Consider the following 14,044-nt stretch of genomic DNA (forward strand, 5'->3'; position numbering starts at 1 on the left):
TGGTCGATTCTTGTCTTCCGGGCGCTTCAGAGCGCTTCGGAAGACAGTCCCCCGCTCCACCCGCTCTTCCCCTTGCTTCTCCTCGCTTCACCTCCCCTTCGCGCCCTAGTGGAAATCCCGACTCGACACCATGAGTTCGTCGAGCAAAGGACTCAGGTCGGTCAAGCGACCGGCGATCAGGTGCTGCACCCCCGCCTCCCGTTCCAGATGCCCCTCAACCTGTAGCAGTCGTGCCTGCAACAGCGGTCGTCGCTGCTGTTCGCCCACCGCGCGCCAGACCACCACGTTGAGCATGCCGTGCTCGTCTTCCAGGGTCACGAAGATCACCCCGCTGGCCGTGCCCGGTCGCTGTCGTCCGCGTACCAGTCCGGCCACCCGCACCAGGGCACCGGGTCTGATCTCGTCCAGCTCACGGAAATCCCGGCAGCGCCGGGCCTGGAGTTCACCGCGCAACAGGCTCAACGGATGCGGTCCCAGGGTGGTGCCCAGCATGCGGTAGTCGGCATGGACGTCCTCCGCGACGCTGGGCGCCGGCAAGGCCGGGCGTTCCTCCAGGGCGCTGTCCGCCGACGCGAACAGCGGCAGCTGGCGCTCCACCCCGGCCATGGCCCAGCGTGCCTGGTGGCGATCCCCGGCCAGCTCCGCCAGGGCACCGGCCTCGGCCAGTTGCCCGCGCGCCCGGGCATCCAGCTCGGCCCGACGACAGAGGTCCTCGACATCGCGAAAGGGCTGCGTCCCCCGTGCCGCTACCAGGCGCTGGCCAGCCACTTCCGCCAGCCCCTGTACCAGGCGCAGGCCCAGGCGGATCGCCGGCTGATGGCCGGCACCTGCCTCCAGCCGGCAATCCCAGTCGCTGGCCTGCACGGTCACCGCGCGCACCTCGATGCCGTGGCGCCGGGCGTCCTGCAACACCTGATCCGGACTGTAGAAACCCATCGGCCAGCTGTTGACCAGGGCACAGGCGAAGGCGGCCGGCTCGTGGCACTTGAGCCAGGAGCTGGCATAGGTCAGCAGGGCGAAGCTGGCGGCATGGGATTCGGGAAAGCCGTAGCTGCCGAAGCCCTTGATCTGCTCGAAGAGGCGCGCGGCGAATTCCGGGCGATAGCCGCGCTCCACCATCTTGTCGTGCAGGCGCGCGCGGTGAGGCTCCAACCCACCATGGCGCTTCCAGGCGGCCATGGAGCGGCGCAGCTGATCGGCCTCGCCCGGGGTGTATTCGGCAGCGGTTATGGCGATCTGCATCACCTGCTCCTGGAACAGCGGCACCCCCAGGGTGCGCTCCAGGGCTGGACGCAATTCGTCATGGGGATAGTCGGCCTCCTCTTCCCCGTTCCGGCGGCGCAGATAGGGATGCACCATGTCGCCCTGGATGGGACCGGGGCGGACGATGGCCACCTCGATCACCAGGTCATAGAGGGTTTGCGGCCTGAGGCGCGGCAGCATGGCCATCTGGGCGCGGGATTCGATCTGGAACACCCCCACCGTATCGGCGCGGGAGATCATGGCGTAGGTGGGTTCGTCCTCCTGGGGCAGGCTGGCCAGGGTCCAGCGCTGGCCACGCCAGCCGGCGACCAGGTCGAAGCAGCGGCGCAAGGCGCTGAGCATGCCCAGGGCGAGGATGTCGACCTTGAGCAGGCCCACGGCATCGAGGTCGTCCTTGTCCCACTGGATCAGGGTGCGTTCGGGCATGGCGGCGTTTTCCACCGGCACCAGCGTCGCCAGGGGCGCTGCGGAAATGACGAAACCACCGGGATGCTGGGAAAGATGCCGGGGAAAGCCGATCAACTGGCCGGCGAGGATGAGCACTCGCTGCAGCAGGGCGCTGTCCGGGTCGAAACCCGCTTCGCGCAGACGCTGCGGACCAGGGATCTCGTCGGTCCAGCGCCCGGCGCACCCGGACAGGGCATCGAGCTGGTCGCCCGGCAGGCCCAGGGCCTTGCCGACATCGCGCAGGGCGCCGGCGGCGTGATAGGTGCTGACCACCGCGGTGAGCGCGGCCCGCTCGCGCCCATAGCGGCGAAAGACGTACTGGATGACCTCTTCGCGCCGCTCGTGCTCGAAGTCGACGTCGATATCGGGCGGCTCGTCGCGCTCGCGGGAAATGAAGCGCTCGAACAGCAGATTGCCGGTGAGCGGATTCAGCTCGGTGATGCCCAGTACATAGCAGACCACCGAGTTGGCCGCCGAACCGCGGCCCTGGCAGAGGATGTGCTGGCGGCGGGCGTAGTCGACGATGTCGTGCACGGTGAGAAAGTAGTTCTCGTAGCCTTTTTCGGCGATCAGCGCCAGCTCCCGGGCTACCTGGTCGGTGACCCTTTCCGGCGCGCCTTCCGGCCAGCGCCAGGCCAGGCCGCGGCGGGTCAGCTCGGCCAGCCAGGCGCCGGCCGTCGCGCCGGCGGGTATCACCTCCTGGGGATAGCGATAGCGCAACTCGCCCAGATCGAAGCGGCAGCGGGCGGCGATCCTCAGGGTTTCGACGCGCAGCGCCGTGGGATAGAGGCTTTCGAGCACCGCCAGCGGGCGCAGATGGCGCTCGCCGTTGGGATGCAGACAATAGCCGGCTTCGGCCACCGGCAGGTGATGGCGGATGCCGGTGAGCACATCCTGCAGGGCCCGGCGCCCGCGGGTGTGCATGTGCACGTCGCCACAGGCCACTGCCGGCACGCCCAGTTGGGTGCCCAGTGCCTGCAACTGCAGGAGCCGGGCGGTATCGTCGGCGCCGCGCAACAATTCGACGCCGAGCCAGAGGCGCTCGGCGAAGACCTGCTTGAGCCAGGTGCCCGCCTCGGCCACTGGCTCTTCTCCCGGCAACCAGATCGCCAGCAACCCGGGCAGCGGCGGTTGCAGATCCGCGCGAGCAAGCTGGTAGCGGCCCTTGGGCGCACGACGGCGTGCCCGGGTGATCAGGGCGCAGAGGGTCTCGTAACCCGACAGGTCCTCCACCAGCAGCACCAGTCGCAGGCCATCGTCGAGGGTCAGCTCACTGCCGACGATGAGTGGCAGCCCGACCTGGCGCGCCGCCTGCCAGGCACGGACGATGCCGCTCAGGGTGCCTTCGTCGGTGATGGCCAGCGCCGTGTAGCCCAGCGCCTTGGCCCGCTCGAACAACTCCAGGGCGCTGGAGGCACCGCGCTGGAAACTGAAATTCGACAGGCAGTGCAACTCGGCATAGCCGCTCATGCGAACCAGCCCTGGATCCACCAGGGCGTCTCTTCGCCATAGCGGCGAAAGGCCCAGGCCTGACGTCCGTCGGCCACCTCGATGCGATAATAGTCGCGGCGCTGGTCGCCCCCATCCCACCAGCCACTTTCGATACGTTCAGGGCCCGCGAGGACGCGGCGTGGCTGGCCGTCGAGGGGACGCGGTTCGCTCAGCAGCCAACCCGGACGCAGACCGGGCAGCGCGGTCTCCAGGCGTCGTTCCTGGCGCCAGACCAGGGCGCGCTCGGGACGGTGATCCGCCTGGATGCCAAGACCGAGTACCGCTGCTTCGCCCAACCGGGCACGCAGGCGCTCGCGCAATACCTCCCAGCCCACGGCCTGGGCCGGGCGTTCGTCGAACAGGCTATGGCTTTCCGGCACGAAGAGCGGCAATTCCTCGCTTTCCAGGCGCAGCGCCAGTACCGGCGCCACCACCTGCAGCTGTTCGAGACGACCTCGGGCGAATTCGAACAGCAGGGCGGCATCGCGCTCGGGCGCCAGCAGGCCGATGGTGAGGGCGGTGGCCGGACCCTGGCGATGCTCCAGCCAGAGCAGGAAGCGCTGCACGCCACGGTCGCGACTGGCCAGCCAGGCGGCCAGGTCGGCGGTGAGGCGGCGCAGCGGGAACAGCAGGGCCTGGTGGGATTCCACCTCGAAATTGAGCTCCACCCGCGTCACGAAACGATCGGGAGGCCGATAGAACTCCAGCGCCAGGCTGCGGCTGCCACCCAGCAGATCCAGCTGCTGCAGGAGCTCCGGGGTGAAGCGCCGGGCCAGGGCGGCCCTGGGCAGGGCCTTGAGCTGCTCCAGGCGGCGGATGCCCATGCGTGCCAGCGCCTGGGCCTGCTGGGGGGCGAAACCGGCCCGTTCCACCGGGAGCCGATCGAGCAGACGCGGCAGCTCATCGGCGGAGGCGGCCAGGCCGTCGGCGACATTGGTCAGCACCCGCGCCGCCACCGGATTGGGCGCCAGGGCCAGTCGATGGCGAAAACCCAGGCCCTGGAGCTCCTGGCGCAGGCGCCGTTCCAGCCGTGGCCAGGGCCCCAGCAGCGGCAGACTGGACTGCACCTCCAGCAGCAGCGCCCGGGGGTAGTGGCGGCTGACCTGGGAACTGAAGCCATAGCCCCAGGCCGCCAGCAGCGTCTCGGCCGTCTCGATGAGCGCCGTATCGTGCTCCTGCTGCTCGAAGTCGCGGGTCAGGGCCTGGGCGGCGGCCAGGGTCAGGCCCGGGCGCAGTCCCAGGGCCCGGGCGGCCGGATTGACCGCCTGCAGCAGACGCCGGTGCGGTGGTCCGGAGAGCAGCACCAGCGGCTGCTCCGGCTGCGGGTGACGGCGCAGCACGGCATCCAGCGCCAGCTGCGGAAAGAGGATGCAGGCCCAGCGCATGGCCAGCTCAAGCGCCGCCGGCCAGATCGAGCACCCCGGGTTGCCCGCCCCGGCATTTGCGGATGTGCAACCGTTCCAGGGGGGCCCGGAGTTCCAGGCGCAAGGCCGCTGGCGAAGGATTGTCCAGGGCAGCGGCCGGACGCAGGGCGAAGGCCAGGGTGCGACCGCTCTCGGCAGCGACCTGCAACCGGCGCAACTGGCGATCGTCGGCGCGCTCGGGCCAGCAGAGCACCGCGCCAAAGCAACCCGAACGCAGGCATTGCTCGGCGGCCCAGAGCACCTCGGCGCCCTGGGCGCGGATCACCACCAGGGAATCCAGCGCCACCCCGGCCGCCTGCCAGGCCAATGGATAGGGCGACAGCGGCGGCGCGATCAGGGCGATGCGCTCGGCCGCCTGGCTCAGGCGCGCCAGGGTCGGCCAGAGCAGCCGCAACTCGCCATGGCCGGGGCCGGCGAGCAGCAATTCGGTGAGGGCCGCTTCGGGCCAGCCGGCGCCGGGCAGATGGGCATCCAGGGCAGCGACCCCGGTGGGCTGACCACTGCGCCGGGCTTCGGGACTGGTCTGCCCCTTCCACAGGCGCCGCTCTTCGAACAGCCGGGCCAGGCTGGCGCCGCCGCTCATGCCGCCAGACCTGCAGGGGAGTTGTCCATGGCCATTGCCTCTATCTGTATATGCATACAGTATTAGAGGCGATTCGCATCGGGGTCAAGTCGAACCGCTGTGCTGGTCGATGAGGGGCCACCCGGATTCGGATCACCCTCGCCCTGCGCTGCCGGCAACCCTCAGTGTTCGAGGGCGTGGCGGAGGCGATAAGGCTGTCAACTGACCTGTAGCACCTGGCTTCCGATAAAGCGCTCGACGGTAGGCCTGGAGGCGCTGGATACCTGCGACGCGAAGAACACGAGGAGGCGCGACAGCCATCGGCAAGGTCGCAGGGTTCTTGCGCCGACGTCGGCCGTCCAGCCACCGGATCCATCCCGAGCACGCGCCGGCACTGGGAGCCGTGGCAGGCATCTTGTATCCTGCGGAAGACACTTCGAGTGCCCGGAGGGCCTCATCATGCGTTCGCTGCTCTATGGCCTGCTGCTCGCCAGTGGCGTCGTGGCCGCTCAGGATGTCTACAAGTGCGTGGACGACCAGGGCCGGACGACCTATACCCAGGGCGCCTGCCCGACGAATAGTCAGATCACCACCATTCCGCTGCAGAGCCTGCCCGACAGCAACGGCTTCACGCCGCCGCCCAGGCCCGCCGCGCCTCCGCCGGTCAGTGCGCCGCGCGAGGTCACCGTGGTACCCGCCCCCGCTTCCAGCCGCCAACGGCCGGTCGACGACGTCACCGTGGTCGGCGGCTCTTCGTCCTCTTCCAGTTCGCGGCAGGAAACCGAGGTGCGCGGCTCCGGCATCATCTATCAGCCGGTGCCGGTCTACATCGACCGCCGGCCACGCAACGAGACCTGGCACATGGTGCCCCATCCCCAGGCCCAGCAGCCCCAGCCGCCGGCGCCTCCACCGCCGCCGAACCGGGGCATCCCCATCGATCGCTAGCGCTACAGCTTGTGCAGGAAGTTGACGACGAACTTGCGCCCTTCGGTGCGGTTCTCGGCGTCCTGCTCGAAGTAGCTGTTGACGGTGACCAGGTTCTCCCGGGAAAAGGCGTAGGTGAAACCCGGGCCCCAGGCCCAGACCTTTTCCCGCCGCCCGCTGACGTCGTGGCCGTCCACCTGGGTGTCGGTGATCTGCCGGAGCCAGTAGCCGCTCAGGCCGACGCTGAGCCGATCGTTCAGCGCGTACTGGGTGGCGAAGTTGGCGTGCAGCGCCTGGCCGGCCTGGGTATCGGACACATCGCCAAAGCTGCGTAGCGGCTGGTCGTTCTTGCCATTCCACAGGTACCAGAAGCGTCCGGTCACCGACCACTGCGGCGTCAGCCAGTAGGTGGTGGCGTAGTAGGGATTGAAGGACCAGAAGTTGCTGCCCGGATTGATCGCCCGGTCGCGGTCATAGCGACCGGTGGGGGCGACGATCTCGGCCTCGATGCGCTGCGCCCAGCGCGGTCCGCCGTCGGGGCGGGTGGTGGTGGGCAGTTGCAGGAAGGCGCCCAGGGTCAGGTCCCCTACCCCTTCGCGGGCGCTCAGCGCCTGACCGCCGAGTCCGTCATCGACATCGGCATGGGCCAGCCAGGGCAGGATGGCGGTGAAGCCGGGCATGGCGCCATTGGCCAGGGGCTGGCCGACATAGATGATCTGGCTGACCGGGGCGAAGGTGGTCAGCTCCTGCTTGGGCAAGGGTAGCTTGCGCCCGTCCTGGTCGTTGAAGCGGCTGGTCTTGCCATAGATCAGGTACTCCTCCCAGTACCAGCCGGGACCATCCGGCGCCGGCGCGCCATCATAGAAGCTGGTGGAGCCGAGATTGAGGCCGGGCAGATCGTAGGCCTGGACCTGCAGGGAGGCGAGGCTGGCCGCGGCCAGCAGACCGAATCCGAAACGTGTGCGCATGACGTCGTCCTGAAGTTGTTCTTGTTGTGGGAAAACGGGAAAACGCGATCACCGCGCCCGGGCAGGCGCGGCGATCCGGATCAGACGTAACTGGCGGCGAGACCGCCATCCACTGGCAGGTTGGCGCCGTTGATCCAGCGCGAGGCATCGCTGCAGAGGAAGGCAATGGCCTCGGCCACCTCGTCGGCCAGCGCCGGGCGCAACATGCGCTGGCTGTCGCGGGCGACGCGTTCTTCGCCGAGCATGCTGACGAAGTCGCCGAGGATGGGGGTGAACACCGGCCCCGGCGCCACGCAATTCAGCCGCACGCCGAATTCGCGGAACCAGGTCTGGGACTGCACGAAGCTCCAGACGATGAGCGCCTCCTTGAAGTACTGGTAGCAGGTGGCCTGGTCCACCGGTTGGGCTTCCAGCCAGGCCTGGGCCTGGGCGAAGTCGGCGATCTGCGCCAGCGCGCGATGCTGTTCCAGGCGCTGTGGCCATTCGGCGCCGAGGATGGAGGCGACGTTGACGATGGCGCCACCTGGGCCCAGCCGCGTGACCAGTTGCTGGCTGAGCAGCCGCAGGCCGAGATAGTTGACTCGCGCCACGGCCTCCCGGGGCGCCGTGCCCGGCACCCCGGCGACGTTGCACAGGCCGTGCAGACGCTCCGGCAGGCGGCTGACCAGGGCGGCGATGCTGTCGGGATCGCCCAGGTCGGCCTGGTGGAAGTCGTCCAGGCTGAGCTGGGGCTGATTGCGATCGACGCCGATCACATAGGCGCCGTGAAAGCGCGCCAGACGCGCCAGTTCGGCGCCGATGCCGGAAGCCACGCCGGTGACGACCAGGGTCTTGCCATACAGGGTCATGGGATTTTCCTCTTGTTGTTATTGGTTGGGTAACACGGGCTAGAAGGGATAGCGTGGCGGCTCGGCATGCTCGGTCACCCACTGCCACTGGCTGTAGTCATCCCAGTTGCACAGGCCGCCGACGCTGCCGCCATTGCCGGACTGGCCACGTCCGCCGAAGGGATTGACCACCTCGTCGTTCACCGTCTGGTCGTTGAGGTGCAGCATTCCGCACTCCAGCCGTTCACCCAGGGCGCGGGCGCGGGCCAGGGAGCCGGAGAGCACGCCGGCCGCCAGGCCGTAGGGGGTGCGATTGGCCAGGTCGACGGCCTCGGCCTCGTTGGCGAAGGTCACCACGCTGGCCACCGGACCAAAGATCTCTTCGTCGAAGGCGCGCATGCCGGGACGGACACCGCTCAGTACGGTCGGGGCATAGAACAGCCCCTCGTGCCGGCCGCCCTGCTCCAGCCGGGCACCGGCGGCGAGGCTGTCGGCGACGATGCCCTGTACCCGTTGCAGCTGCCGGGCATTGATCAGCGGACCCAGCTGGGTCGCGGGTTCCAGCGGATCACCCAGGCGCAGGGCGGCGGCGCGGGCGACCAGGCGCTCGGTGAAGGCGGCGGCGAGGCGCTGGTGCACCAGGATCAGGCCGGTGGCCATGCAGATCTGGCCCTGGTGCAGGAAACTGCCCCAGGCGGCGCAGCCGACGGCGCGGTCGAGATCGGCGTCGTCGAGCACGATCAGCGGATTCTTGCCGCCCAGCTCCAGGGCCACCTTCTTCAGGTGGCGCCCGGCGCTTTCCGCCACCTGGCGCCCGGCCTGGGTCGAGCCGGTGAAGGCGATCATCCGTACCTGGGGATGGGCGCAGAGCGCCGCCCCGGCCTCGGCGCGACCAGGCAGCACCTGCAGCACGCCCTTGGGCAGGCCGATGGCCTCGAACAGTCGGGCGATCAGGATGCCGCCGCTCACCGGCGTCTGGTGATCCGGCTTGAGCACCACGGCATTGCCGCAGGCCAGCGCCGGCGCCACGGCGCGCAGCGAAAGGATCAGCGGGAAGTTGAAGGGCGAGATCACCCCCACCACGCCATGGGGCAGGCGGCGGGCATAGGACAGCGCCCCGCGCTCGCTGGGCAGGACCACGCCATGGGGCTGCAGCAACTGGCCGGCGACCTGCTGCAGGATGACCCCGGCTTCGCGCAATTCCAGCTCGGCCTTGGGCAGGATGCCGCCGGTCTCGCGGGCGATCAGGGGGGCCAGTTCGGCGCGCTGCATTTCCAGCTGCGCGGCCGCGGCCAGGAACAGCCCGGCCTTTTGCCGGGCCGTCCAGGCGGCCCAGGCCGGTTGCGCCTGGGCCGCCTTGGCGCAGGCCTGGTCGATGTCGGCGGCACTGGCCAGGCCGGTGCAATGCAGGGGCTGGCCAGTGGCGGGTTCGACGACCTCCAGGATGCCGCCCTGGGCGGCGATCCAGTCGCCATCGAAAATCCGCTCGCGCCAGGGTGCGCCGTCCAGGAAGGGTGTGGATGGTCTGCTCATAGCCTTCTCCTTGTTGTTATCGGGCCACGGTGGGCAAGGACAGACGAGCAAAGGCTGTGCCCAGCCTGGGCTAAAAGCGAAAAAATCAACTGAATCAAAGGCTTGGTAATTTGCGCAGGCAAAGGGGCTAGGCTCATCCGATAGACGTCTTGCTCAAAAGATAAAGTTATGAGGTATAACCTTTCTCTCGATTGCGCATTTGCGCAATGCCTCCGGGAGTCCTGCCATGGCCCTGTCCGAACGCCTGTCCCTCAACGCCTTGCAACAGGTCGCGCCGGGTCTGCACCGGGGCGACAGTGCCGCCTGGGATGGCAGCGCCAGCCCGACCCAGGCGGAACTGGCCGAGTGCCTGTTCTTCTCGCCCGGTGATGGCCGCATCTGGCTCAATGACCAACGCATGCTGCTGGTGCACGCTTCCGCCTTTGGCGCCCTGCGGCGCGAGTTGATCGGCGCCCTGGGTCAGGAGCGCGCCCGCGGCCTGCTGACCCGGGTGGGCTATCTTTCCGGGGTGAGGGACGCCGAACTGGTGCGCAAGCGCTGGCCCCAGGCCGATGCCGCGGCCATCTTTGCCGCCGGCACCCGCCTGCACGGCCTGGAGGGTCTGGTACGGGTCGAGCCGCTGCATTTCGAATTCGATGTCGACCAGGGGCGCTACGGCGGCGAATTCCTCTGGCACCACTCGGCCGAATGCGACGAGCACCAGATTGCCCACGGTCAGGGCAGCGATCCGGCCTGCTGGATGGAGATCGGCTATGCCATCGGCTACGTCAGCAGCCTGTTCGGCCGTCTGGTGATCTTTCGCGAGGTGGAATGCCGTGCCATGGGCCACCACGTCTGCCGGGTCGAAGGCCGCAATGCCGAACGCTGGCCCGACGTGGCGGAAGACCTGCGCTATCTCAATGCCGCTGGCGACGGCGCCCCCGAGACAGCCGCCACGGAACGCCTGCCCGCGCCCCTGCCCCACGCCGCCGACGGCCAGCAACCGCTGGTGGGCGCCTCGGCGGCCTTCAACAGCGCCTTCCAGGCCCTGCAGCGGGTCGCCCCGACCCCGGCCACGGTGCTGCTCACCGGCGAATCGGGAGTGGGCAAGGAGTTGTTCGCCAGTCACCTGCACCGCCTCAGTCGCCGCGCCGACGGCCCCTTCGTCGCCCTCAACTGCGCGGCCATTCCCGAGAATCTCATCGAAGCCGAATTGTTCGGCGTGGAGCGTGGCGCCTACACCGGCGCCAACCAGTCCCGCGCCGGGCGCTTCGAACGCGCCCAGGGCGGCACCCTGTTTCTCGACGAGATCGCCTGCCTGAGTCTGCCCGGCCAGGGCAAGCTGCTGCGCGCGCTCCAGGAGCGCGAGATCGAGCGGGTCGGCGGCAGTCGTACCCTCAAGGTGGACGTGCGCGTGATAGCCGCCACCAATCTGGACCTGCGCGAGGCGGTACGCCGCGGCGACTTCCGCGAAGACCTCTTCTATCGCCTCAACGTCTATCCCATCGGCATCCCGCCCCTGCGTGACCGCCGCGACGACGTGCCGCTGCTGGTGGATCTGTTCCTGCGGCGCTTCTGCGCCGCCTACGAACGTCCGCCGGTGGGCCTGACCATGCGCGCCCTCAAGGCCCTGCTGCGCTACGACTTTCCCGGCAACGTGCGGGAACTGCAGAATCTGGTGGAGCGCGGGGTGATCGCCAGCGATCCGGGCGAACTCATCGACCTGCCTCATCTGTTTCGCGGCGAACCCTTGCCAGCCGAGCTCGTCGACGTGGCGCCGCCCGCGACCGGCTGGCTGGAGCGCCTGGGCGTGGACGGCTTCCAGCTACCCCTGGCGCAGCTGGAAGCCGAGCTGCTCGACGAAGCCCTGGCGCGCAGCCAGGGCAACATGGCCGCCGCGGCGCGACTGCTCGGCCTGAGTCGTGCCCAGTTCGCCTATCGCCATCGCCGCGCGCGCCAGGATCTGGACTAGAATGACCCCTCGATACCCTCCTCTCGCCATCTCCGACGGAAGCCCTTCCCGCCGATGAGTTCCCCCGACGACGCCACGCCCCTGGACCCTGCCGCCACCCCCTGGCTGGACACCGCCGTAGGCTATGCCCTGCGCCGCGCCCAGATGAAGATGTTCCAGCACCTGGTGGACAGTCTGGCCGCCTATGACCTGCGCCCCGCCCAGTTCACCGCCCTGGTGATCCTCGAACAGGAACCGGGCCTGATGCAGGCCGACCTGGCCCGGCGCCTGGCCATCGAGCCACCGCAACTGGTGCTGCTGCTGAACAAGCTGGAACGCCAGGGCCTGGCCGAGCGGGTGCGCGGCACCCAGGATCGCCGCGCCTACGCCCTGCACCTCACCGAGCAGGGCCGTGCCCTGGTGGGTGAACTCAAGGAACGCGCCGCCGCCAGCGACCGCGCCGCCAGCGCGCCGCTGGAGGATGCCGAGCGGGCCGAGCTGTTGCGCCTGCTGCGCAAGCTCAATGGGGAATTGGGCTGACGGTTGGTCGCCGGGTGTTGGGCTTCGCTGCGCTCAACCGCAACCTACGAAAAGCTGACCTATGTCCAGCTTCCCCCTCTCCCCCCGGGAGAGGGCCGGGGTGAGGGACACCGGCAGCGCCCGAGGCACCGCCCTGTTGGGCTTCGCTGCGCTCAACCGCAACCTACGAAAAGCTGACCTATATCCAGCTTCCCCCTCTCCCCCCGGGAGAGGGCCGGGGTGAGGGACACCGGCAGCGCGAGGCACCGCCCCGTTGGGCTTCGCTGCGCTCAACCGCAACCTACGAAAAGCCCACCTGCACCCAACCTCCCCCTCTCGCTCATGGCGAGGGCTGGAGTGAGGGTCAACCTGGCCCTAGGCGCCTCCGGTCCGCTCGCGGATAATGCGGCTCCCCGCCCGCTCAGGAGACATCCAGGTTGAATACCCCTCGTCCGCGCCCGGAAGTTGCCGGCGTCGCCTCCGCCGACCGCGTCCTGACCGTGCTCACCGCCTTTCGCATCGGCGATTCGGCCCTGAGTCTCGCCGAGCTGACCACCCGCACCGGGCTGATCAAGAGCACCATCATGCGCCTGCTGGTCTCGCTGGAGACCTTTGGCCTGGTTACCCGGCTCGCCGACGGCCGCTACATGCTGGCCAGCGAAGTGGTACGGCTGAACGCCATCTACCAGGACGCCCACGACGTGGAGCGCCACATCATGCCGCGCCTGCACCAGCTGACCGAAGAGAGCGGCGAGACCGCGTCCTTCTATGTGCGGCACGGCGCCTATCGCCTCTGCCAGTACCGGGTGAATTCGCCCCATAGCCTGCGGCTGCACCTGCAACCCGGCGACATGCGCCCCATGGACGAGGCGGCCAGCGCCCAGGCCCTGCAGACGCCCTATGTGGTGGCCAAGGCCGGTCTGACGCCCTTCTACTCCCGCGGCGCCACCGATCCCCATGCCGCGTCCCTGGCCCTGCCGATCTATGGCGCTCAGGAAGAGCTGCTGGGCGCCCTGGTCATTTCCGGTCCGGCCAACCGCCTCACGCCGGAGCGCGCCCGCGCCCTGCACGGCATACTGAGCACCATCGCCGACGAACTGACCCGCAGTCTGGGCGGCAAACCGCTGTACGACTCGACGGTCAGAAATCGTACAGACTGACCGGGTTGTCGCGCAGGATGGCGGTACGCGCCCTTTCGTCGGGTGCCCAGTCGGCCAGCAGGTCGAAGATGTGTCCGTCGTCCGGCTTGTTGCCGGCCGCCACCGTGGGGTGCGGCCAGTCGCTGCCCCACAGCAGCCGTTCGGGATGGCGCCGCACCAGCTCCCGCGCCACGGCACCGACATCGGCATAGTCCGGCGGACCACTGCGCGACCTGATGTAGGGCCCCGATAGTTTCACCCAGGTACGACCACCGTCCAGCAGCCGCCCCAGCACGGCGAAGGCTGCCGACTGCACGCCTTCCGGCTGGGGCACATGGCCGAGGTGATCGATCACCAGTCGCGCCGGCAGGCGTTGCAGGCGGCTCTCCAGCTCCACCAGCTGATTACCCGGCGCGACCACCTGGACGTTCCAGCCCAGTTCGTTGACCCGCGCGGCCAGGGGCTCCAGATCGTCCAGGTCGGCGCCCCCATAGCTCAGGTTGAAGCGGATACCGCGCACCCCGGCCTGGTGCAGCTCCTGCAACTCGGCAGCGGTGATGGCTCGGTCGATCACCGCCACCCCGCGGGCCTGGCCGCCGCTGCGGGCCAGACCGTCGAGCAGGCAGCGATTGTCGGTGCCATAGGTGGACGGCGTGACGATCACCAGGCGTTGCAGCCCCAGCAACGCCTGCAACTGGCGGTAGTCGTCCAGGGAGGCATTGGGCGGCAGCAGCTTGGCGCCCGGTGCCGCCGGATAGCGGTCGTCGTAGAGATGCATGTGGCAGTCGACGCTGCCGGCCGGTGGCTTGAGCCGGGGCGCCGCCTGGATACTGGAAAAGGGTGTGGAGGCCTGGGCCCCCAGGGTGTTGAACAGGCACAGAACGGCACCCGTCTGGGCGCTCGCTTGCAAGAAGCGCCGACGATTGAAGGTCATGAAGAATTCCTCGAGCGGACGGGCCGCCCCCCCGGGGCGCGCGGGGGCCGGGCGGGCCCCCGGGGGGCCGGGGGGCCCCGGGG

General features: G+C 69.1%; 11 protein-coding genes. 4 read left to right on the top strand and 7 right to left on the bottom strand.

The window, feature by feature from the left end; translation table 11 throughout:
• Positions 1-105 precede the first annotated feature (105 nt).
• The 3 genes from QMX82_RS17110 to imuA are packed head-to-tail and all read right to left on the bottom strand — an operon-like array spanning position 106 to position 5,208.
• A complete protein-coding gene (locus QMX82_RS17110; protein WP_282285789.1) occupies positions 106-3,180 on the bottom strand; it encodes an error-prone DNA polymerase in 3,075 nt (1,024 codons plus the stop codon).
• Positions 3,177-4,586, bottom strand: coding sequence for a Y-family DNA polymerase (locus QMX82_RS17115; RefSeq protein WP_282285791.1), 1,410 nt, complete (start codon positions 4,584-4,586; stop codon positions 3,177-3,179). The genes QMX82_RS17110 and QMX82_RS17115 overlap by 4 nt, the downstream gene beginning before the upstream one ends.
• Positions 4,587-4,593: 7 nt before the next feature.
• Positions 4,594-5,208, bottom strand: coding sequence for a translesion DNA synthesis-associated protein ImuA (gene imuA, locus QMX82_RS17120; RefSeq protein ID WP_133859498.1), 615 nt, complete (start codon positions 5,206-5,208; stop codon positions 4,594-4,596).
• 438 nt (positions 5,209-5,646) lie between these two features.
• On the opposite strand from imuA, the gene QMX82_RS17125 reads away from it, so the two are divergent.
• Positions 5,647-6,132, top strand: a complete 486-nt coding sequence (locus QMX82_RS17125) for a DUF4124 domain-containing protein (RefSeq protein ID WP_133859499.1) — start codon at positions 5,647-5,649, stop codon at positions 6,130-6,132.
• 2 nt (positions 6,133-6,134) lie between these two features.
• Here the strand turns inward: QMX82_RS17125 and QMX82_RS17130 are convergent, their stop codons facing one another.
• The 3 genes from QMX82_RS17130 to QMX82_RS17140 form a co-directional block, all read right to left on the bottom strand.
• Positions 6,135-7,079, bottom strand: a complete 945-nt coding sequence (locus tag QMX82_RS17130) for a SphA family protein (RefSeq protein WP_133859500.1) — start codon at positions 7,077-7,079, stop codon at positions 6,135-6,137.
• An 80-nt stretch (positions 7,080-7,159) separates the two neighbouring features.
• Positions 7,160-7,927, bottom strand: a complete 768-nt coding sequence (locus QMX82_RS17135) for a coniferyl-alcohol dehydrogenase (protein ID WP_208694699.1) — start codon at positions 7,925-7,927, stop codon at positions 7,160-7,162.
• A 39-nt stretch (positions 7,928-7,966) separates the two neighbouring features.
• The gene (locus QMX82_RS17140; protein WP_282285795.1) at positions 7,967-9,439 is read right to left on the bottom strand and encodes a benzaldehyde dehydrogenase; all 1,473 of its coding nucleotides are present in this window, start codon (positions 9,437-9,439) and stop codon (positions 7,967-7,969) included.
• A 226-nt stretch (positions 9,440-9,665) separates the two neighbouring features.
• Between QMX82_RS17140 and QMX82_RS17145 the strand changes: the two genes are divergently transcribed.
• From QMX82_RS17145 to QMX82_RS17155, 3 genes are all read left to right on the top strand, one after another.
• Positions 9,666-11,390: a sigma-54-dependent Fis family transcriptional regulator gene (locus tag QMX82_RS17145; RefSeq protein WP_282285797.1), complete on the top strand. Its 1,725-nt coding sequence runs from the start codon at positions 9,666-9,668 to the stop codon at positions 11,388-11,390.
• Positions 11,391-11,444: 54 nt separating this feature from the next.
• Entirely contained in the window at positions 11,445-11,909 is a 465-nt protein-coding gene (locus tag QMX82_RS17150; RefSeq protein WP_187978910.1) for a MarR family winged helix-turn-helix transcriptional regulator, read from the top strand.
• A gap of 416 nt (positions 11,910-12,325) precedes the next feature.
• The gene (locus tag QMX82_RS17155; protein WP_208694696.1) at positions 12,326-13,048 is read left to right on the top strand and encodes an IclR family transcriptional regulator; all 723 of its coding nucleotides are present in this window, start codon (positions 12,326-12,328) and stop codon (positions 13,046-13,048) included.
• On the opposite strand, the gene QMX82_RS17160 is transcribed toward QMX82_RS17155, so the two are convergent.
• On the bottom strand, positions 13,029-13,961 hold the full coding sequence (locus QMX82_RS17160; RefSeq protein WP_282285800.1) for an amidohydrolase family protein: 933 nt from the start codon (positions 13,959-13,961) through the stop codon (positions 13,029-13,031). The genes QMX82_RS17155 and QMX82_RS17160 overlap by 20 nt on opposite strands.
• Positions 13,962-14,044 lie beyond the last annotated feature (83 nt).

The sequence above is a fragment of the Pseudomonas sp. PS02302 genome, assembly GCF_029959585.1.
GTDB classification, from domain to species: domain Bacteria; phylum Pseudomonadota; class Gammaproteobacteria; order Pseudomonadales; family Pseudomonadaceae; genus Chryseomonas; species Chryseomonas aestiva.

Coding starts and splice junctions, on each gene's coding strand:
- QMX82_RS17140 (WP_282285795.1), bottom strand. CDS start 9,439: ATGAGCAGACCATCCACACCCTTCCTGGACGGCGCACCCTGGCGCGAG.
- QMX82_RS17145 (WP_282285797.1), top strand. CDS start 9,666: ATGGCCCTGTCCGAACGCCTGTCCCTCAACGCCTTGCAACAGGTCGCG.
- QMX82_RS17115 (WP_282285791.1), bottom strand. CDS start 4,586: ATGCGCTGGGCCTGCATCCTCTTTCCGCAGCTGGCGCTGGATGCCGTG.
- QMX82_RS17135 (WP_208694699.1), bottom strand. CDS start 7,927: ATGACCCTGTATGGCAAGACCCTGGTCGTCACCGGCGTGGCTTCCGGC.
- imuA (WP_133859498.1), bottom strand. CDS start 5,208: ATGAGCGGCGGCGCCAGCCTGGCCCGGCTGTTCGAAGAGCGGCGCCTG.
- QMX82_RS17125 (WP_133859499.1), top strand. CDS start 5,647: ATGCGTTCGCTGCTCTATGGCCTGCTGCTCGCCAGTGGCGTCGTGGCC.
- QMX82_RS17160 (WP_282285800.1), bottom strand. CDS start 13,961: ATGACCTTCAATCGTCGGCGCTTCTTGCAAGCGAGCGCCCAGACGGGT.
- QMX82_RS17150 (WP_187978910.1), top strand. CDS start 11,445: ATGAGTTCCCCCGACGACGCCACGCCCCTGGACCCTGCCGCCACCCCC.
- QMX82_RS17110 (WP_282285789.1), bottom strand. CDS start 3,180: ATGAGCGGCTATGCCGAGTTGCACTGCCTGTCGAATTTCAGTTTCCAG.
- QMX82_RS17130 (WP_133859500.1), bottom strand. CDS start 7,079: ATGCGCACACGTTTCGGATTCGGTCTGCTGGCCGCGGCCAGCCTCGCC.